16 protein-coding genes are annotated in these 17998 nt (G+C 72.6%); 8 read left to right on the top strand and 8 right to left on the bottom strand.

Annotated features, from left to right (window positions below):
* Nucleotides 1–60: 60 nt before the first annotated feature.
* The 5 genes from WME97_RS31290 to WME97_RS31270 all read right to left on the bottom strand — a co-directional run bounded on the left by WME97_RS31290 (nucleotide 61) and on the right by WME97_RS31270 (nucleotide 4830).
* A complete protein-coding gene (locus WME97_RS31290) occupies nucleotides 61–1113 on the bottom strand; it encodes an SDR family NAD(P)-dependent oxidoreductase (protein ID WP_437542694.1) in 1053 nt (350 codons plus the stop codon).
* Nucleotides 1114–1198: 85 nt separating this feature from the next.
* Complete coding sequence (locus WME97_RS31285; RefSeq protein WP_437542691.1) at nucleotides 1199–2521, bottom strand: bifunctional folylpolyglutamate synthase/dihydrofolate synthase; 1323 nt, start codon at nucleotides 2519–2521, stop codon at nucleotides 1199–1201.
* Nucleotides 2518–3375, bottom strand: coding sequence for an acetyl-CoA carboxylase, carboxyltransferase subunit beta (gene accD, locus WME97_RS31280; protein WP_437542688.1), 858 nt, complete (start codon nucleotides 3373–3375; stop codon nucleotides 2518–2520). Before accD ends, WME97_RS31285 begins: the two co-directional genes overlap by 4 nt.
* 10 nt (nucleotides 3376–3385) lie before the next feature.
* Complete coding sequence (locus WME97_RS31275; protein ID WP_437542685.1) at nucleotides 3386–4051, bottom strand: CoA transferase subunit B; 666 nt, start codon at nucleotides 4049–4051, stop codon at nucleotides 3386–3388.
* 20 nt (nucleotides 4052–4071) lie between these two features.
* Nucleotides 4072–4830, bottom strand: coding sequence for a CoA transferase subunit A (locus tag WME97_RS31270; protein ID WP_437542683.1), 759 nt, complete (start codon nucleotides 4828–4830; stop codon nucleotides 4072–4074).
* A gap of 351 nt (nucleotides 4831–5181) precedes the next feature.
* On the opposite strand from WME97_RS31270, the gene WME97_RS31265 reads away from it, so the two are divergent.
* Together WME97_RS31265 and WME97_RS31260 are read left to right on the top strand one after the other, a co-directional pair.
* Nucleotides 5182–6504: a penicillin-insensitive murein endopeptidase gene (locus tag WME97_RS31265; protein ID WP_437542681.1), complete on the top strand. Its 1323-nt coding sequence runs from the start codon at nucleotides 5182–5184 to the stop codon at nucleotides 6502–6504.
* A 150-nt stretch (nucleotides 6505–6654) separates the two neighbouring features.
* Nucleotides 6655–7287 (top strand): hypothetical protein, encoded by a 633-nt coding sequence (locus WME97_RS31260; protein WP_437542678.1) that lies wholly within the window; start codon nucleotides 6655–6657, stop codon nucleotides 7285–7287.
* Between the two features lie 16 nt (nucleotides 7288–7303).
* Here the strand turns inward: WME97_RS31260 and WME97_RS31255 are convergent, their stop codons facing one another.
* On the bottom strand, nucleotides 7304–8479 hold the full coding sequence (locus WME97_RS31255; RefSeq protein ID WP_437542676.1) for a hypothetical protein: 1176 nt from the start codon (nucleotides 8477–8479) through the stop codon (nucleotides 7304–7306).
* A gap of 42 nt (nucleotides 8480–8521) precedes the next feature.
* On the opposite strand from WME97_RS31255, the gene WME97_RS31250 reads away from it, so the two are divergent.
* Together WME97_RS31250 and WME97_RS31245 are read left to right on the top strand one after the other, a co-directional pair.
* On the top strand, nucleotides 8522–11371 hold the full coding sequence (locus WME97_RS31250; protein ID WP_437542674.1) for an ATP-binding protein: 2850 nt from the start codon (nucleotides 8522–8524) through the stop codon (nucleotides 11369–11371).
* A 65-nt stretch (nucleotides 11372–11436) separates the two neighbouring features.
* Nucleotides 11437–11925, top strand: a complete 489-nt coding sequence (locus WME97_RS31245) for an acyl-CoA thioesterase (RefSeq protein WP_012238407.1) — start codon at nucleotides 11437–11439, stop codon at nucleotides 11923–11925.
* 16 nt (nucleotides 11926–11941) lie between these two features.
* Here WME97_RS31245 and WME97_RS31240 read toward each other — a convergent pair whose 3' ends face one another.
* On the bottom strand, nucleotides 11942–12679 hold the full coding sequence (locus tag WME97_RS31240; protein ID WP_437542672.1) for a M15 family metallopeptidase: 738 nt from the start codon (nucleotides 12677–12679) through the stop codon (nucleotides 11942–11944).
* A 188-nt stretch (nucleotides 12680–12867) separates the two neighbouring features.
* The gene (locus tag WME97_RS31235; RefSeq protein ID WP_437542670.1) at nucleotides 12868–13263 is read right to left on the bottom strand and encodes a VOC family protein; all 396 of its coding nucleotides are present in this window, start codon (nucleotides 13261–13263) and stop codon (nucleotides 12868–12870) included.
* 146 nt (nucleotides 13264–13409) lie between these two features.
* Between WME97_RS31235 and WME97_RS31230 the strand changes: the two genes are divergently transcribed.
* The 4 genes from WME97_RS31230 to WME97_RS31215 all read left to right on the top strand — a co-directional run bounded on the left by WME97_RS31230 (nucleotide 13410) and on the right by WME97_RS31215 (nucleotide 17977).
* Nucleotides 13410–13616: a hypothetical protein gene (locus tag WME97_RS31230; RefSeq protein WP_437542668.1), complete on the top strand. Its 207-nt coding sequence runs from the start codon at nucleotides 13410–13412 to the stop codon at nucleotides 13614–13616.
* A gap of 472 nt (nucleotides 13617–14088) precedes the next feature.
* The gene (locus tag WME97_RS31225; protein ID WP_437542666.1) at nucleotides 14089–14826 is read left to right on the top strand and encodes a DUF2378 family protein; all 738 of its coding nucleotides are present in this window, start codon (nucleotides 14089–14091) and stop codon (nucleotides 14824–14826) included.
* 828 nt (nucleotides 14827–15654) lie between these two features.
* A complete protein-coding gene (locus WME97_RS31220; RefSeq protein ID WP_437542663.1) occupies nucleotides 15655–16101 on the top strand; it encodes a gamma-glutamylcyclotransferase family protein in 447 nt (148 codons plus the stop codon).
* Between the two features lie 115 nt (nucleotides 16102–16216).
* Nucleotides 16217–17977 carry an ATP-binding protein gene (locus WME97_RS31215; protein ID WP_437542662.1) on the top strand — a complete coding sequence of 587 codons (1761 nt, stop codon included), beginning with the start codon at nucleotides 16217–16219 and terminating at the stop codon, nucleotides 17975–17977.
* Nucleotides 17978–17998: the final 21 nt, after the last annotated feature.

Raw genomic sequence — 17998 nt, 5'->3', positions numbered from 1 at the left:
GTAGCAACCGCGCCGTGTTTACAGCGCGGTCGCTACTGCGCCGCTTGTGCAGCGCGGTCGCTACCGCGCCGCTGCCGGCGGCGCCTCGTTGTTGCGCCGAGCTGCCTCGTTGCTCAGGCGCAGCAAGACCGATCCCTGCGCCGGCGTGCGCAGGTCTCGGCCCTTCGTCGTGCCCTCGCCGCCGCCCGGCGGCGGAAGGAGCGCGTTGACGAGGCCCATCAGCCTCACCGTCGCCTGCGGCGCGATGCCGTGCGCCCAGCTCAGCAGGTGCGACGACAGCCCGAGCTTCACCTCGGTGCGCCCCTCGCGCGCCGCCGCCACCACCCGCCGCGCCGCGCGCCGCGCGTCGATCGTCGCGATCGGGAGCGACGACGCCAGGCCGAACCAGCCGAACTCGTGCTGCGGGCTGCCGCCGAACGCGGCGTTGTAGATCGACCCCGTGCGCATCGGCCCGGGGATCACCGTCGTGACGCGCGGGCCCCTCGCGCCGCCGTGCGTGAGCTCCGCCTGCACGCTCTCCGAGAAGCCCATCATCGCGAACTTCGACGCGTTGTACCCGAGCAAGTGCGGCACGGCGACGCGCCCGCCGATGGACACCACGTTCACGATGCGCGCCGCGCGCCCATGCCGCCTCAGGTGCGGCAGCGCGCGCAGCGTCGCGTGGACCGCGCTCCAGAAGTTCGAGCGCATCGCCTCGTCGAGCTCCTCCACCCGGAGGTCTTGCATGGGCGCCACCTGGATCACGCCGGCGTTGTTGACGAGCACGTCGATCCGGCCGAACGCCCTCGCCACGCCGTCGATGAACGCCTCGGCGGCGGCGCGGTCGCCGAGATCGCACGCCGCTGCGTGCACCTCGACGCCGAGCGCCTGCAGCCGCTGCTCCGCCCGGTAGAGCGCCTCCGCGTCGCGGCCGGCGATCGCCACCCGGGCGCCGTGCCGGCCGAACTCCTCGGCCAGCAGCAGCCCCAGGCCGCGAGAGCCGCCCGTGATGATCACGACCCGGCCGCGCAGATCGAGCTGCCGCAGGGCGCGGAACGCCGTCCGCGCGAGCGCGGCCGCCACGAGGGCCGCCGCAGAGAAGAGCACCGGAGAACGCCGCTTTCTGAACGCCATGCCGCGGAGGACGGCATCGCGCGTGCCACCCGCCGCGCGCCGGCGGGCAGCGACGCGCCTGCACAGCGCGCCGCTCGCGCCCGCTTCAGAGCGTGACGACCGGATCCGCCACGATGCCGAGCAGCGCCGAGCGCACCTCGCCGACCAGGTAGATCGAGCCGGCCACGACCACGAGCCCGCCGGGCGCGGCGGCCTCGATCGCGCGCGCCACCGCGGCGCGCGGATCGGCGATCGCCTCGCCCGGCGCGACCCCGCGCAGCGCATCGAGCGGCGCGGCCGCGCGGCCCTTCGGCGTCACATAGAGCCGGCGGTGCGCTCGTGGCGCGAGCACCTGTAGCATTTCGCACCACCCCTTGTCGGCCATCGCTCCGAACACAAGCGTGGTGAGCGCCGCCCCCGGACCCTCCTCGTCGAGCCACGCCGCGAGCGCCTGCGCGCCGTGCGGGTTGTGCGCACAGTCGAGCAGGACATGGGCGCCGCCCGCGTCGATCCGCTCCAGTCGACCGGGCCAGCGGGCCGCAGCGAGCCCACCCGCGAGCGCCCGCTCGACCTCGGGCCATCGCCCGGCGAGCTGCCACGCGATGCCGCACGCCACGCCGGCGTTCTCGGCCTGGTGCGCGCCGCGGAGGCCGAGCTCCACCTCTACCTCGCGGCGCCCCGGCCCGGCGACGCGCGTCGCGCCCACCCCGCGACCGCTGGGCCGCACCGCGATCTCGCCCGCGCTCCCGCCGCGCTCCGCCGGCGCGACGCGGAGGCGAGGCCCGGCGCCGATCGCCTGCGCTGCCGCCTCGATCGCGGCGTCGGCCTCGGGATCGAGGGGGCCGAGCACCGCGGGCGCGCCCGCCTTGAGGATGCCCGCCTTCTCCCGGGCGATGTCCGTCAGCGTCGGGCCGAGCACGGCCTGGTGGTCGAGCGCGATCGACGTGATCGCCGTGCAGAGCGGCGCCGAGATCACGTTCGTCGCGTCGAGCCGCCCGCCGAGGCCCACCTCGAGGATCGCGAGGTCGACGTCCGCCTCGCGGAAGGCCACGAACGCGGCGACCGTCAGCGCCTCGAAGAACGTGAGCGGCGAGGGGACACGCTCGAGCGCGGCGGCGAGCGCGCGCTCGAGCGCCGCGTCGCCGATCATCTCTCCCCCGACGCGGATGCGCTCGGCGAAGCGAGACAGGTGCGGCGACGTGTACAGGCCGGTCCGGAGCCCGGCCTCGCGCGCGATCGACTCGACCATCGCGCACACGCTGCCCTTGCCGTTCGTGCCGGCGACGTGCACCGCCGGGAGGCCTTCGTGGGGATCGCCGAGCGCGGAGAGCGCCTCGCGGACCCGGCCGAGCCCGAGCTCCATCCCCCGCGGCGCCCGCTGCCCGAGCGCCTCGAGCAGCGCGGGCAGCCGCGGCGCCGCCGAGGTCATCGCCGCGCCCGGCGGCTGGCCGTGAGGTGCTGGAGCAGCGTCCCGATGTACGCCTTCATCTCGAGGCGCGGGACGATGGCGTCGACCATCCCGTGGTCGAGCAGGAACTCGGACCGCTGGAAGCCCGCCGGCAGCGTCTGCCGGATCGTGTTCTCGATGACCCGCGGGCCGGCGAAGCCGATGAGCGCCTTGGGCTCGGCGATGTTCGCGTCGCCCAGGAAGGCGAAGCTCGCCGCGACGCCGCCCGTCGTCGGGTGGAGCAGCACCGACAGGAACGGCAGCCGCGCCTTGCGGTACCGCTCGAGCGCGGACACGCTCTTCGCCATCTGCATCAGCGAGAGGATGCCCTCCTGCATCCGCGCGCCGCCCGACGCCTGGAGGAGCACCACCGGGAGCTCCTCGCGCGTCGCGCGCTCGAACAGGCGGGTGATCTTCTCGCCGACGACCGAGCCCATGCTCCCGCCCATGAAGGCGAAGACGAACGCGCCGTAGGCGATGTCGCGGCCGCCCAGCCTGCCGCGGCCGATCTCGATCGCCTCCTTCGCGCGGCCCTTCTTGTGGAGCGCCGCGACGCGGTCCCGGTAGCTCTTGCCGTCGCTGAACCGGAGCGGGTCGTTCGGGACGAGGTGCTCGTCCCACGCGGCGAGCTCGCCGTCGTCGAGCAGGAGCCTCCGCCACCCGTCGGCGTCGAGCTTGTGGTGGTGGCCGCACTGCGAGCACACCTCGAAGGTGCGCGCGAGCTCGGCGGCGTCGTGCGTGTGCGAGCAGCCGTCGCAGCGACGGAACACGCCCGCTCCCAGCGAGCGCTTCTCGCTCGCGTCGGTCGTCGGCAGGGTCTTTTCAGGCCAGGTCATCGGCGAGCCCTCAGGCGCTCCGCAGGTCCATCTCGTTCACGTCGGAGGGGACCCGGAGCGTTGGTTGTGTCTTCTCCTGAACCTCTCGGGCGCTCACGCCGGGCGCGAGCTCGCGCAGCACGAGCCCCTCGGGCGTCACATCGAGCACGGCGAGATCGGTGATGATCCGGTGGACGACGCCCCGCCCGGTGAGGGGCAGCGCGCACTCGTTCAGGATCTTCGGCGCGCCGTTCTTCGCCGCGTGATCCATGATCACGACGACGCGCTTCGCGCTCACCACGAGATCCATCGCCCCGCCCATCCCCTTCACCATCTTGCCGGGGATCATCCAGTTGGCGAGATCGCCCTTCTCGGAGACCTCCATGGCCCCGAGGATCGCGAGGTCGATGTGGCCGCCCCGGATCTGCGCGAACGACTCGGCGCTCGAGAAGATCGCGGAGCCGGCGAGCATCGTCACGGTCTCCTTGCCGGCGTTGATGAGATCCGGGTCCTCCGCGCCCTCGGTCGGGTAGGGGCCGATGCCGAGCAGCCCGTTCTCGCTCTGGAGCACCACCTCGATCCCCGCGGGGATGTAGTTGGCGACGAGCGTCGGCATCCCGATGCCGAGGTTGACGTAGTAGCCGTCCTTGAGCTCCAGCGCGGCGCGCTGCGCGATCTGTTCCCGCGTGAGTCCCATCGTGTCCCCTGTCCCCGCGCCTAGGCGGCCGACGCCTTGCGCACCGTCCGCCGCTCGATCCGCTTCTCGAAGCGCTCGCCCTGGAAGATCCGGTGCACGAAGATCCCGGGCGTGTGGATGTGGTCCGGGTCGAGCGAGCCGACGTCGACGAGCTCCTCCACCTCGGCGATCGTCACCTTCGCGGCCATCGCCATCATCGGGTTGAAGTTCATGGCGGTGTGGCGGTAGACGAGGTTGCCGAAACGGTCGCCCTTCCAGGCCTTCACGAGCGCGTAGTCGCCGCGGATGGCGGGCTCGAGCACGTAGTCGCGGCCGTCAAACTTTCGCACTTCCTTCTTCTCGGAGTACCTCTTCACCGCGCCGTCCGGGCCATAGAGCACGGGCAGCCCGCCCTCGCTGATGGCCGTGCCCGCCCCGGTCGGCGTGTAGAACGCAGGGATCCCGGCGCCTCCGGCGCGGATGCGCTCGGCCAGCGTGCCCTGCGGCGTGAGCTCGACCTCGAGCTCGCCGCTCAGGTACTGGCGCTCGAACTCCTTGTTCTCGCCGACGTACGACGAGATCATCTTCCGGATCTGCCGGTTCTGAAGGAGGATCCCGAGGCCGAAGGCGTCGACTCCGCAGTTGTTGGACACGACCACGAGATCCTTCGTGCCGAGCTGCCGGAGCGCCGCGATGCAGTTCTCCGGGATGCCGCAGAGGCCGAAGCCGCCCGAGAGGATCGTGGCGCCGCCAGGGATGTCCCTCACGGCGTCCAGCGCGCTCTTGTAGACCTTGTCCATGGCCGACCGAGAGGTAGCCCAACTGGCCGCGAGGCAAAAGCCTCCGCTGCCGCCGCGACATGCCGTGGCGCCGGCGCCGCAGCGCGGCACAGGGGCCGGGCGGCGCCGGCCGCGGCGCGGCGTCACGAGGTGATCCGCGCTCCTCGGCCGCGCTTCCGGCGGGCCGCGGGACCCTCGCGTGTGTCCGGGGTGCATGAGGCGCGCGTGGCGTCCGCCATCGCTCGTTCACCGCACGTGCCAGCGCACATTCGGCGCACGCTCGGCGCAGGTCTCGGGAGCGGCCCTCGGAGGGCGCGGCCAGGCGGCGCCGGCTTCTTGGCCCGGCCCGCCGAAACCCCGTAACGCACCGGTGTGCCTCGACCGCTCTCCGTGCTGTTCACGATCCTGGCGCTCTCCCTGTCCGGCTCCCAGACGGCCGCCGCGGCGCCGGATGCGCCGGCGCGATCACACGCGCGCCCCACCGCGGAAGCAAAGCCGCGGGACGCCGCTGCCGCCAAGGCGCGCGGGGCGACGAAGCGCGCGCCGCGCGCGCGGCTCGCGAAGGACGACAGCAAGGGGCACCGTCCTCGCGCCGGCGACGCGGGCCCGCGATCGTCCGGGCCGGCCAGGGAGAAGGCCGCGCCCCAGGCGCCCGCCTCGTCGGTCGGCCATCCCAACGAAGGGCGCCTCGAGGGCGGCGTGCGGCTCGACACCTCGCGCAAGGACATCCGCGTCGTGCCCGCCTACGCCGGCGCCGACGTCCGCTGGGGGCTACCGGCGCTCGTCGGCATGATCGAGCGCGCGGCGCGCGGCGTGGCCAAGCGCTTCCCGGGCGCCGTGCTCGACGTCGGCGACCTGTCGCGCCAGCGCGGCGGCGAGGTCCACCGCCACAACTCCCACGAGAGCGGCCGCGACGTCGACCTCGGCTTCTACGCGCTCGACGCGCGCGGAAAGCAGGTCCACGCGCCGATCTTCCTCCGGTTCGACGCCCGGCTCGCCTCGACCAACGTGCCCGGGGCGCGCTTCGACCTGCCGCGCAACTGGCTGCTCGTCCAGCACCTGCTCACCGATCCTCGCGCCCGCGTGAGCCACATCTTCATCGCCGATCCGCTCCGGTCCGCGCTGATCGCCCACGCCAAGCGGATCGGCGTCTCCCGCGCGCTGCTCGTCCGCGCGCAGCTCGCGATGATGCAGCCCACGGGCGCCGAGTCGCACGACGACCACATGCACGTGCGCATCTCCTGCCCCGCGGCCATGCGCGGCAGCTGCGTCGAGCTCGCGAAGAACGCCCCTTCCCGCGCCCGCGCGCGCATCGCGAGGAAGACGGACAGGGCGCTCCGGACACCGCCGCCGTCCGCGCGCGCGGAGGCCGCGCGCCGGCCGAAGGCCGCCGCGGCGCCCGCGCCGGAGCGGCCGCGCGAGCCCGGCGCCGGCCGGCGCGACCCGGCGCAGCCCTCGCGCCGCGACGACAAGCGACCTGAACGGGAAGCGCGCCGCGCCGCCCCGCACGCCGCTGCGAACGCCGAGGCGCTGCCGCTCGCCGCCACGCGCGCGGCGGCGCAGCAGCCCATGGGCGGCCTCGATCTGTCGTTCCTGCGTCCCGCTGCGTCCGAGGCGGAGATCGAGGCAGATTCGGACGGCGCCGACGCGAGCGGCGCGCTCGACGACAGCGGAGCGCTCAAGATCACGGACTGAGATCCGCCTCGCGCCGTTCACTACAAAAGCGGCAAAGAGCCGGTAACGCGACGCATTGCAGGAAGTTCCGCAATCTCCGACCGGGGCGCCGTCGCGCCTGGACCCCGAGAGAAGACCTCGGGCAGACTGGGGCGGAGCAAAGGGGCGTTCATGCCGCAACCGCAAGAGGACTCCCACACCTCGATTCCCACGCTGCCGTCCGCGGCATCGCTCGTCGCCAGCGATCACGAGCGCCGCGCGTTGCTCGCGGCGCTCACGTTCGTCGGCAGGCCTCCCCGGAGCGCGGCGGCGCTCGCGATCTGGTTCGAGAAGCACCTCGTGGCCGCCGGGAGGATGCAGCGACCGGCCTACGTGACCGAGGGCTTCTCCAAGCAGGTGGCGCTCGGCCATCAGGCCCCGGCGGCCCCGGATGCGTCCGAGATCGAGCAGCTCGTCGACGCGGCGCGGCTCCGGGTGCTCGCCTCGCTTCGCGCCTTCATGCCGCCCGCCGCGGACGATCGCTTCCTCGCGGCGGCCATCGACAGCGGGCGCGTCCTGCGCGCCGCAGGCCTCGGGCCGTGGGAGCCGTGCCCGCGCGAGGAAGACCTGCTCAGCGACATCGTCCTCAGCCTCTTCGCCGCGGACATCCTCAACTTCCGCGAGTTCCACGACGCCTATCTCTGCGTCTGCAAGACCTGCTTTCGCATCGACTTCGACCCGAGCCAGTCCGGTCGCACCGGCTGCCCAGAGCACGAGCCGACCGTCACGGTCAACGTGATGCGCCGCAGCCGGCCGTCGCTCTGACGCGTCGCCCTGAGGCTCAGAGGCAGCCGAGGCGGCACTTGGACGCCTGCTCGAGACAGTCCGACAGGCAGCCCTGGTAACGCTGGTACTGCGTGCTCTGCGTGGGCTCTTTACCGCACTGCGTCGCCCTGCACGCCTGGTGTCGTCGCTCGCACGCCCCCACGCACCCGGCGTTGCCGCCGGCGGGCGCAAGGCCGGCCGCGGCCGCCGGACGGGGCCCCGTCCCTGGAGACGCCGGCAGCGCGCCCGGCGCCTGCGCGGCAGGCGGATCGCTCCGCTGCGCCGGCGTGGTCCGGTGCCCCGCCGAGGCGGGCGACGGCCCGCAGCGCTCGAAGGCGCGGCGCATCACGTCCTCCGCCGAGCCGGGCGGGATCTCGCACGCCCGCGCCAGGCTCTCGATCCTGTGGTCGATCGCGGCGGCAGCGCGCGACGCGACCCCGTCCGGCCGCGCCGCTGGCGGTGGGGCGCCCTTCTGCGTGGCGCTCGCCGACGCGGCGCTCCCGCGCGCCGCGTCGTCACCCGGCGCGCTCGACGCCCTGCCGATGAGGAAGGCCACGATGAGGCTTACCGCCACGAGCCCCAGGGCGGCGAGCGCGAGCCGCGAGTCGATGCGGCGCGGCCGGCGCGCCGGCGCGCCGGCGCGCGGAGAGCCGGCCGGGAGCTGCGCCGGCCCCGCGGCGCCGGGCGGCCGCGCATTCGCGGGCTGCGGCGCGGTGACGTTCGGTGTCCGCGGGGTGGGCACGATCGACGGCGGCGCCAGCGTCGCGACCTCCAGGGGAGGTGATGGGGCCACCATCGGCGAGAGGTTCGGCAGCGGCGCCGGCCGGGGAATGTCGGTGTGCGCCGGCTCGCTCGACGCGGCGGACGGCACCGTCGGCGTGTCGGGCCACTCCACGAGCGGCCTCGCCGCGCGGAGGCGCTCGACGAGCGGCCCGAGCTCGCGCCGCTGCTCGAAGCGGCGGACGAGCTCGTACGCCGCTCCCTGGATCCCCCGCTCCCAGGGGATGTCCGGCACACCGAGCTCCTCCGCGAAGCGGCGCAGCTCGACCAGGCTGAAGCAAGCCGTGATGCGCCCGCGGATCTCCGCGGCGCTGCGCGCCGTGCTCCCCGACGTCCCCGTGCCCTCGCCGTCCACGCTCGGCAGCTTACCGCACACGCCACCGAAGCCGAACCTGGTATAGGCTCCGGACATCGTGTCCGGCGCTGCGGCACCCGGGGACGTGGAGGCCAGGAGATGAGCCGAGAGGACAGTGCAATTGGCGCGGCGCCGCCCGCCCTCGCGCCGCTGATCGGGCGCGAGGCGGAGCTGTCCGCCCTGGCCCGCGCGCTCGACGCGGTCGAGCGGGAGCGCTCCACGCGGACCGTGACGCTCGTCGGCCCGCCGGGCATCGGCAAGAGCAGGCTCGTGCGCGAGCTCCTCGAGCGGCGGCGCCAGGGCTCCGCCGCGCTGCGCGTCACCTCGGGCAGCACCGGCGACATGGCGTCCGCGTACGGCGTCTTCACCCGGCTCCTGCGCGCCCGCTTCGGCCTCTCCGACGGCATGGACAAGGACGCGGCCCGCGCCGAGGTCCGCTCGCAGGTCGCGCACGTGATGGGCGACCGCAAGGTCGGCGACGTCATCTACTTCCTCGGCCAGTTCATCGGGCTCGCGTTCGGCGACAGCCCGCTCACCCGCGCGGTGCAGGACGATCCCGCGCAGGCCGACCTCATCCGTCGCGCTGTCCTGAAGGCGTTCCTCGAGGCGGACGCCGTCCACGGCCCCCTGTGCCTCATCTTCGAGGACCTCCACGCGGCCCACGACGACTCCCTCGCGCTCCTGCGCTACCTCATCGAGTACCTCACGGGCCCGGTCCTGATCGTCTGCGCCGCCCGCCCGGAGCTGCTCACCCGCCAGGAAGACTGGGGCAAGGTCGGCGACCGGCGCCACGCGCTCCTCGAGCTCACGCCGCTCGGCGAGGCCGCCGCGGCGGAGATGGCGAGGGCGCTGCTCGCGCCCTGCGCGCCGCGCGGGAGCGACGATGTCGTCATCACCGACATCGTCGACGATGCTCGGCGCGCCGAGCCGCAGTCCCAGCCGGGCGTGCCGTCGGAGCTCGTCGAGGCGGCCTGCTCCTTCGCGAACGGCAACCCGGCGCTGCTCGAGCAGATGGTCCGCATCTGCCACGAGCAGGGCGTGATCGAGGAGCTCTCGCCCGACTCCGCGGGCGGGCCGCGCTGGCGCGTGCACCTCGGGAAGCTGTCGACGGCGCGCCTGCCGATGACGGTCGAGGACGCCGTGAACGTCCGCCTCGCCGCGCTCGATCACGACGGCCGGCAGCTGCTCGAGCAGGCCGCGACGATCGGTCCGGTGTTCTGGAGCGGCGCGCTGTTCGTCCTCGGCAGGGCCGGCAGTCAGGCCCCCGACCTGTGGGGGGAGGAGCAGAGCGACAAGGATCTCGACCGGATCAACGCCGCGCTGCGCTCGCTGTGCGACCGCGGCTACCTGCGCAAGCAGAGCGAGTCGAGCTTCGCCGGCTCGGACGAGTACGTGTTCGTGCACGCCAAGGAGCGCGAGGCGCTCCAGAAGCGGATGAGCGCCGCGGCCCAGCGGCGGTACCACCACGCGATCGCCGAGTGGCTGGAGCAGCAGGTGGCGGTGCGCGCGAGCGAGGAGCTCCTCGCCGAGCTCGCGACGCACCGCGAGCGCATCGGCGACGCGGTGCGGGCGGGGCTCTCGCTGCTCGACGCCGGGGACGTGGCGCGCGGGCGCTACTCGAACGCGAAGGCGGCGGAGTACTACGCGCGCGGGCTCTCGCTGCTCGGCGACGCGCACGTCGCGCGGCGCATCGACGCGCTCCACGACTACGGCGACGTCCTCCAGCTCGCCGGGCGCATCGACGACGCGCTCGCCGCGTTCCGCGAGATGCTGACGCTCGCCTACCGGCTCGACAACCGGCGCAAGGGCGGGGCCGCGCACAACCGCATCGGGCGGCTCTACCGCGACAGCGGCTCGCTCGACGAGGCCGGCAAGCACCTCACGACCGCGCTCCGCCTCTTCGAGGGCGCGCGGGACGAGCGGGGGATCGCCTCGACGATCGACGACATCGGCAAGCTGCACTGGCTCCGGGGCGAGTACCAGGAGGCGCTGAAATGGCTGCGCGACGCGCTCGCCCGCCGCGAGCGGATGGGAGATCGCCGCTCGATCGCGCTGTCGCTGAACAACCTCGGCCTCGCCCTGCAGGACTCGGGCGAGTTCAAGCAGGCGCTCAACACGTTCGAGCGGTCGCTCGCGATCCGGCGCGAGATCTCGGACCTGCTCGGCGTCGTGATGAGCCTGAACAACCTCGGCATGATCGCTCAGGACCAGCGCGATCACCGCCACGCCCTCGAGCTCTTCGAGGAGGCGCTGGAGGTGGCGCGGCAGGTCGGCGATCGCAACAGGACGGCGCTGATCCTGACGAACATCGGCGGGACGCTCTACCGGAGCGGCGATCCCGACGAGGCGGTGCGCGTGCTGCAGCAGGCCGAGGAGCTCTGCGACGAGCTCGGCGACCGGCTCGGCCTGGCCGAGGCGCGGCGCGCCCTGGGGAAGGCGTACATGCTCCGGGGCGATCTGGAGAAGGCGCGCGACTCGATCAGCCGGGCGGTGGACCTGTTCGCCTCGGTCCGGAGCAAGGTGCACCTCGGCATCGCGCTCCGGACGCTCGGCGAGATCACGGCGGCGGGCGGCTGGGGCAGCGCGCACACGAAGAGCGCGCGCGCCTATTTCGCGCGCTCGGTGAGCATCTTCGAGGAGACGGGGAACGAGCTCGAGCTCGCGCGCACGTTCCAGGCCTACGCGCGGTTCCTGACGACCGATCGCAGCTTCGTGGCGAACATGGCGGCGCGGCGCGAGGCGGTGGCGATGAACGAGAAGGCCGAGGCGATCTTCGCGCGGCTGAAGGTCACGTCGGTGCGCCTGGAGGACGAGCCCACGCTCCCGACGGGCCCGCCGGGCCAGTCGGTCCCCACGAAGTCGTCGGTCAGCGCGAGCCCTGGCCGCTCGCCGGCCCCCGAAGAGCCGTCGTCGTTCCCGAGCCCGGGCAGGGCCTCGACCTCCAGCTGAGGCCGGGCGATCCGGGCGGGCCGGCGCGCTCTGGCGCGGGGGGGCGCCCGTGATACGCATGCCGGGTGAAGGCCCCGCACGAGAAGCGCGTCTCCGAGTCGGTCACGACGATGACCGAGTACGTCCTGCCGACGCACACGAACGCGCTCGGCTCGATCTTCGGCGGGCAGGTGCTCGCGTGGATCGACCTGTGCGCTGCCATCTGCGCGCAGCGGCACACCGGCAGCGCGGTCGTCACCGCAGGCATCGACGACCTCTCGTTCGATCATGGGATCAAGGTCGGTCAGGTCGTCCGTCTGGCCGCGCGGGTGACGGCGACCTTCCGCACGTCGCTCGAGATCCTGGTGTCGGTCGAGGGGGAGGACGCGATGACGGGCGCCATCTGGCCCATGGTCACGGCCTTCGTGACGTTCGTGGCCGTCGACGCGTCGCTCAGGCCGACCTCGGTGCCGCCGATCCTCCTCGAGACGGACGACGATCGCCGCCTCGCCGAGGCCGCGGCGGAGCGGCGCGCGCGGCGGCTCTCGCGGCGCGGGGGCGGCCGCGGCGCGTGATCGTGATCACCGCGCGCTACTTCTTCTTGATCCGGTCGGGATCCCCGAGGAACTCGAAGTGCATCGTGTCCTCGAGGTCGTCGTGGCCGAGCCAGTCGAAGCCGTAGCGCTCGAACGCCTTGATCCAGCAGCGGGACAGGGCCGTGCGCTCGTAGGCAGAGCGCTTCTTCTCCTGGCACAGCGGGCTCGTGGGCCACGGGTCGACGCAGCCGCAGCACGGGTTCCGGTCGGGATCGATGTCGATGGCGATGCCGAAGAGGTGGTTCGAGATCTCGGCGCCGCGGTAGCTGTTCGCCGTGCGGAACCCGCCGACCGCGCGCGGCGTGTAGCGGCGGGACTTGCGGTTGCACGTCGAGCGGATCCGCTTCTCGACGCAGTGGAGCGCGGGCGCGATCTTCTCGTGGACGGAGAGCGGGAGGCCCATGAACTGCACGTTCGTCGCCTGGGAGTGGGCGCTCTCGGCGTTGTGGCGCCGCGTCTCCTCGGTCTCGACGTGGCCGTAGTGCTCCGCGAGGTAGCGGACCGCCTTGGCGTGCTTCTTCGGGTTGAGCATCCCCTTCTGGACGAAGGTGCGCCGCTTCAGGAACTTCTGCGGGGTCTGGACGCGGCACTCGTAGCTCTTCGCCTTCTTTCCCCGGGCCGGCTCCTTGGCCTCCGCGACGGGCCCGCCGCCGAGCCCCGAGGGGCCGGCCGCGAGCAGGGCGATCGCTGCTGCCACGAGCAGGTGCACCCGTGTCCGTCCGTTCGCGTTCACGGCCGGAGGTTAAGCAGGCCGCGTCAGGCGCGGCAAGGACTTGCCGTAAAAGCCTGTCAGGAGAAGCACCGTCAGGGGCACGAGCGCATTCTCGCGGCGGGCGGCGCGCCGCGTCGCTCGCGATCGCACGGTCGGTGTCGGCTCATGGAGTGAGCTGCGGCGAGCTCATGAGGTGAGCTGCGGCGAGCTCATGGAGAGGTCCAGGGCGAGCAGATCTCCACGAGGACGCCGTTCAGGTCGCGCACGTAGGAGACGCGCTGGCCCCACGGCTTGTCGTGGGGTTCCGACACGGGGGCTGCGCCGGCCTTCACGGCGCGCGCGAACGCCGCGTCGACGTCCTCGCTGGTGACGATGATCTCGAACCCGGCAGGGCGCTCGCCCGGCCTGTTCTTCGCGAGCTCCGGGAGGCCCTTCTGGGCGAAGTCCTCCTGCACGAACCCGAGCGGCACCCTGCCCTTCAGCTCGCAGTAGTCGTTGTCGCTGGAGACGAAGCCGCGCTCGAAGCCGAACGCGCGCTCGTAGAACGCCGCGGCTTCCACCGCGTCGGGCACATAGACGATCACGCCACCCAGTCCTGTGTTCATGAGGTCCTCCTCGGGGGTCCTGCCCCACGCGCCGGCATCCTAGGGCGGCGCTGCTGACAGCGTCAGGTCAGCAGCCTCGCTCGATGGACGGCGCGAGCGAGGCGCGGAGCTCTCGCGCATGAACCCCCCTCACCACGTCTCGATCGATGGCAGAGCACGACGCCTGGTCGAACCAGAGGCTCCCCCTGCTCGACGCCGAAGTGCGGCTTCTGCGCGGCGAGGTGCGGCTTCTGCGCGGCGAAGTGCGGCTTCTGCACGCGCGCCACGTCCAGGTCGAGCGCGCGGCGAGCGCGCAGGCCCACCTCGTCGCCCACCAGATTCATCGTGGGCAGGCGCACGCGATGCTCGCGTGAAACCGCCGCCGCTCGATGGTCCTTCAGGGCCGAGGAGCGTCCAAGGCGCGAGCAAGGCTCCGCCAGCTCGGCACTCCCGGTGCGTCAACGCGAGCCTCACGGCGCGTCTTGGGGCGTAGTGAAGCGAACTTCAAGGCACATCGAGGCGAGCCTCGAGGCAACTTGACGCGGGCCTCACGGCGCGTTGACGCGGTGTTCCTTCGGCTTGGGACGCTGGCGGGTGTGTGCCGCCGCAGACGCGTGGGCCGGCCTGAGCGGAGATGAACGCCGTCCCGGTCATCTCCGCGCGGTTGCACCGCTGAACCAGCGTTTCATCCATGCAAGGGAAATCTGGCATGAACCCCTTGTTCACGCGGTGACTCGTTCATTGAGCGGTCGGCATGGCCGTTGCTAGGTGGATCGCGTGCCCTTCGCTGCGGTGGTTGCCGCAAGCGGCCTTTGTGTTGAGTCTTTTTTTTGCGGCGAGCTCCCTATGAAAGAGGTCCGCAGCGACCAGCGCCGGCAAGCGAACGAGACGCCGATCCCCAAGAGCGGTGTCATGCGCGCCGTGCCCCGAAGCGTCGCGCCGCCGAGCGCACCGTCCACAGACGGGCTGCTTGTCGGGCCGAACGGAGCTTCGTTCGAGGTGCGTCCTTCCGATCCGCTCCTCGGCAACATCGACATCGACGCCGTGGTGGCGGGGGTCCCCGAGTCCTACGCGATGAAGGGGATGTTCTTCAACGCGCTGGCCGCGACGCTCGGGGAGCGCTTCGCGCAGGTGGTGTCGACGTTGTCGAGCCCGCCGAGGGGTGGGCTCTACCTGCCGTTCTCGGACTATCCGACGCGCGATTTCTTGCGCCTCTACGACGCGGCTGCGCGGCTCTCGCACCCGAACCGGAGCTCGCGGGAGGGCTACCGTCGCCTCGCGCGGCAGCAGGTCGGGGCCTTCAGGGAAAGCGCCCTCGGCCGGATCACGATGCACCTGGCGACCGATCCGGGCGCCGCGCTGATGCGCTACACGGGCAGCCTGGGCGCGCTCGTGAAGGGGCCGCTGGCCAGGGCGCGGCAGCTGGGGCCGTCGGAGGTGCAGATCGACATCAGCTGCCACCGCGGTACGCTGGAGTACCCGCTGGGGAACTTCGAGGCGCTCGTCATGGGGTATGGCGCCAAGCCGACCATCTCGGTCGAGGTGCGAGGGGCGGAGACGCTTCAGTTCCTGGTTAGCTGGTAGCCTGCAAGCGGGTCGCCCGCTGGTCGCCCGCGCCGGCGGGAGGGTCCACGCGGCGGGGGCGGGTGGGCGCTCGGCCATCCGCCAAGACGGGGGCCGAGGCGCTTGCGCTGAGAACACCACCCGGCATGTCTCCCTTCGGGCCATGCCTGCTGGGACGTTATGTTGCGCGCCACACAAGGCGCGCCTGAGACGTGGAGCCCCCTGCGACCTTATGGCACCTCGGTCGGTGCTCGCCGCGCCCACCCGCCCCCGCCGCGTGGACCCTCCCGCCGGCGCTACGGTGGTGGGGGGAGGGGGATCCGGGGGCGGCCCCGACGTCGATGCGGGTCTTCCGAGCGTGCTTTCGGTAAGGCCGGTGCATCAGGGCGGGTGATTCAAGATCTATCGAATCGCGACGAGCGGAGTCGGCTTGCGGCCGCCTCGACGAAATCGGCGACCATAAAGAACATCGTTTCAACACGAGTCGATCGAGAATCGCTGTTGATGGATCGAGGTCGCCTCCCGAGACGGTGAATGCTCGGCTGGATGAATGCGGTATTCGCGCTGGACAGGAGAGATGTCGGGCTGCTGCGCAACATTGCGCTCGAGTTATTACGAACGCGAACGTCAAGCGAGCATGGGGCGCTGTCGGCAGTGGTGGATGCGCCTTGGAATTGGCGGATCCTCCACAAGAACCGCAGCTCTCCAGAGGTGCGCAGGTGCAACATTCCTCTGGGGCTACAGTTTTGCCACGGCCTCGCCAGCGTCGCTCCGAGCAGCCTTGCGCTCGCGCCCTCGCTTTGCGAGCGTCAGAGCCGGGCCGCAGAGCCCGTCCCGAGGACCACGCCAATGACGACCCATGAGATGGTGCTCTTCGTTTACGACAACCTCATGAAAGGCGAGGAGCAGCACGAATGGCTCGCGACAGCTCGCCCGCTCGGAGAGGCGACCACGACCCCCGAGTACGCGCTCGTCGATCTGGGCACGACCGGCGCCCTCGTCCAAGGCGGGCTCGTCGCCGTGACCGGCGAGCTCTACGCCATCGCGCCGGCCGCGCTCGCCGCGCTCGACGTGCACCGGGGACACCCGATCTTGCACCGGCGAGCCCCCATCCGCCTCGCTGGCGGGCGGGAAGCCCAGGCATACCTCCTCTCGATGGAGCAGGCGGCCGGGTGCCGGCGCGTCCGCGAGGGCGACTGGCGGAAGCGCCGCGGCGCGCCCGGCGCCGTGCGGGCCCGGGACAACAGCCCGCTCGTGAGCTGGGCGAAGCGCCGCTTCGACCCGCCCCCCCGATGAGAGCCACACACGCGAGCCTCCGTCCGCTCGACCGTTCCGTTCGACCGGTACGTCACCCCATCCGCTCGAGCGGCACCTCCCTCAGCAGGTGCTAGTCCAAGGCTTCGAGGGACGCGTGACGACGATCTCGGCGAACGACCAGCTCTCCGCCGCGAACGGAGAGCTCGCTCCCGCGGCCCAGCTGGCGGAGGCGGTCGTCGAGGCGTGCGCTGCGCTCGCCGGGAAGCTCGACCGGCAGCAGATCCACAACACCATCGTACAGCAGGCGGTCCGGCTGCTCGGCGCCGACATCGCGCTCCTCCACGGGGCGCGCTGGCCGACCGAGCGGGCGCTCCATGTCCGCCTGCTCGCCTCTTCCGGCCTGCCCGGCGCGCTCGCCGGCGCGCTCGACGATCTCACGAGCACCCCGTCCCTCGTCCTGCGCGCCGCGGAGAGCTGCCGCATCGAGCACACCGCGGCAGACGCGGCGGTCATCGAGCGCCTCTCCGACGTCCGCGCCATCGACGCCTGCCTGAGGCCCTGCTGGGTGCTGGCCGCCCCCCTGCTCGGCGCTGCGCGGCCGCTGGGCGTCCTCACGTGCGCCTTCGGCGAACGCAGCCCGCCCCCTCACGAGCTCATCCCGCGCGTCCAGGCGCTCGGCGCCCTCTTCGCCCTCGCGCTCGGGTCCGTCGAGCGCGAAGGTGACAAGCGAACCGAGCTCCACCCTCGCGGATCCGACGACGCCGGCAGCGCGAGCTCGCCGGCGCAGCACCGCGCCGAGGGCCTGCTCCGGGACGCCCAGACCGCGCGCCGGGAGGCAGAGGACCGGCTCGCGGCGGAGCAGCAGTGGCTGCGCAGCATCATCGAGGACTTCCCCGTTGCCATCGCCGTCTTCGATGAGCGCGGACGACACTCGCTCGTCGCTAGCCGCCGCTGCGAGCAACTCTGCGCCGGCCCTCACCCCCTCACGGCGTTCGGGGCCGCCCAGCACGCGCGCCTGTGCGAGCCGACAGGACGGCCGCTCTCGCACCACGAGATGCCCCTCGTCCGCGCGGCGCGCGGCGAGGGGACGATCTGCGCCGAGCTGTATCTCCAGCGGGCCGACGGGAGCAACATCCCCGTCGTGGTGAGCGCAGGCCCCATCCGGGACGACCAGGGGGCGATCCTCGGGGCCATCGCCAGCTACGAAGACGTCACCCATTTCATGGAGCGCGAGCGGCTCCGCGAGGAATGGCTCTCCATCGTGGCGCACGATCTCAAGCAGCCGCTCACCGCGATCGCCGCGTGCGCGGGCATGCTGTCGCGCCGATCCGAAGACGACAGAATCCAGGCGTGGAGCGGGAAGATCCTTGCCAGCGTCCGGCGGCTCGAGCGGATGACCGAGGACCTGCTCGACGCCTCCAAGCTCGAGGCGAGGCGCTTCTCCCTCGATCGGCGGCCGACCGATCTGCGCGCCCTCCTCCACGCCGCCGTCGAGCTCGCAGCTGCGGAGCGGCCGGAGCACGCCGTCGTGCTCACCGCCGACGACGACGTGCCGCCCGTCCACGCGGACGCGGCGCGCATGGACCAGGTGCTCGGAAACCTCCTTCTCAACGCCGCCAAGTACGGCGACCCCGACGCGCCGATCCGCGTGACGCTCTCTCTCCGCGACGCCGAGCTCGAGATCGCCATCGAGAACCGCGGGCCCGGGATCTCCCCGGACGAGCTGCCGAGGCTGTTCCAGCGCTTCCAGCGGCTCTCGTCGGATCCATCCCGGAGCCGCCCGCCCGGCACGGGCCTCGGGCTCTACATCTGCAAGGGCATCGTCGAGGCGCACGGAGGCAGGATCTGGGCGCAGAGCGAGCCGGACGAGACGACGTCCTTCCACTTCACGCTCCCGCTCTCGCGCGGCGGCTGACCCCGCGGGCTGCGTCGCGGC

Origin of the sequence: Sorangium sp. So ce367 (assembly GCF_051520455.1) — a bacterium.
In the GTDB taxonomy this organism is placed as follows: Bacteria; Myxococcota_A; Polyangia; order Polyangiales; family Polyangiaceae; genus Sorangium; species Sorangium cellulosum_B.
Note: the sequence above shows the minus strand (reverse complement) of the source record. Positions and strands in the feature narration are given on the sequence as shown.

Excerpts from the sequence above, each read along its gene's own strand:
- WME97_RS31290 (WP_437542694.1), bottom strand. The coding sequence starts at position 1,113 with ATGGCGTTCAGAAAGCGGCGTTCTCCGGTGCTCTTCTCTGCGGCGGCC.
- WME97_RS31285 (WP_437542691.1), bottom strand. The coding sequence starts at position 2,521 with ATGACCTCGGCGGCGCCGCGGCTGCCCGCGCTGCTCGAGGCGCTCGGG.
- accD (WP_437542688.1), bottom strand. The coding sequence starts at position 3,375 with ATGACCTGGCCTGAAAAGACCCTGCCGACGACCGACGCGAGCGAGAAG.
- WME97_RS31275 (WP_437542685.1), bottom strand. The coding sequence starts at position 4,051 with ATGGGACTCACGCGGGAACAGATCGCGCAGCGCGCCGCGCTGGAGCTC.
- WME97_RS31270 (WP_437542683.1), bottom strand. The coding sequence starts at position 4,830 with ATGGACAAGGTCTACAAGAGCGCGCTGGACGCCGTGAGGGACATCCCT.
- WME97_RS31260 (WP_437542678.1), top strand. The coding sequence starts at position 6,655 with ATGCCGCAACCGCAAGAGGACTCCCACACCTCGATTCCCACGCTGCCG.
- WME97_RS31255 (WP_437542676.1), bottom strand. The coding sequence starts at position 8,479 with ATGTCCGGAGCCTATACCAGGTTCGGCTTCGGTGGCGTGTGCGGTAAG.
- WME97_RS31250 (WP_437542674.1), top strand. The coding sequence starts at position 8,522 with ATGAGCCGAGAGGACAGTGCAATTGGCGCGGCGCCGCCCGCCCTCGCG.
- WME97_RS31235 (WP_437542670.1), bottom strand. The coding sequence starts at position 13,263 with ATGAACACAGGACTGGGTGGCGTGATCGTCTATGTGCCCGACGCGGTG.
- WME97_RS31230 (WP_437542668.1), top strand. The coding sequence starts at position 13,410 with ATGGCAGAGCACGACGCCTGGTCGAACCAGAGGCTCCCCCTGCTCGAC.
- WME97_RS31225 (WP_437542666.1), top strand. The coding sequence starts at position 14,089 with ATGAAAGAGGTCCGCAGCGACCAGCGCCGGCAAGCGAACGAGACGCCG.
- WME97_RS31220 (WP_437542663.1), top strand. The coding sequence starts at position 15,655 with ATGACGACCCATGAGATGGTGCTCTTCGTTTACGACAACCTCATGAAA.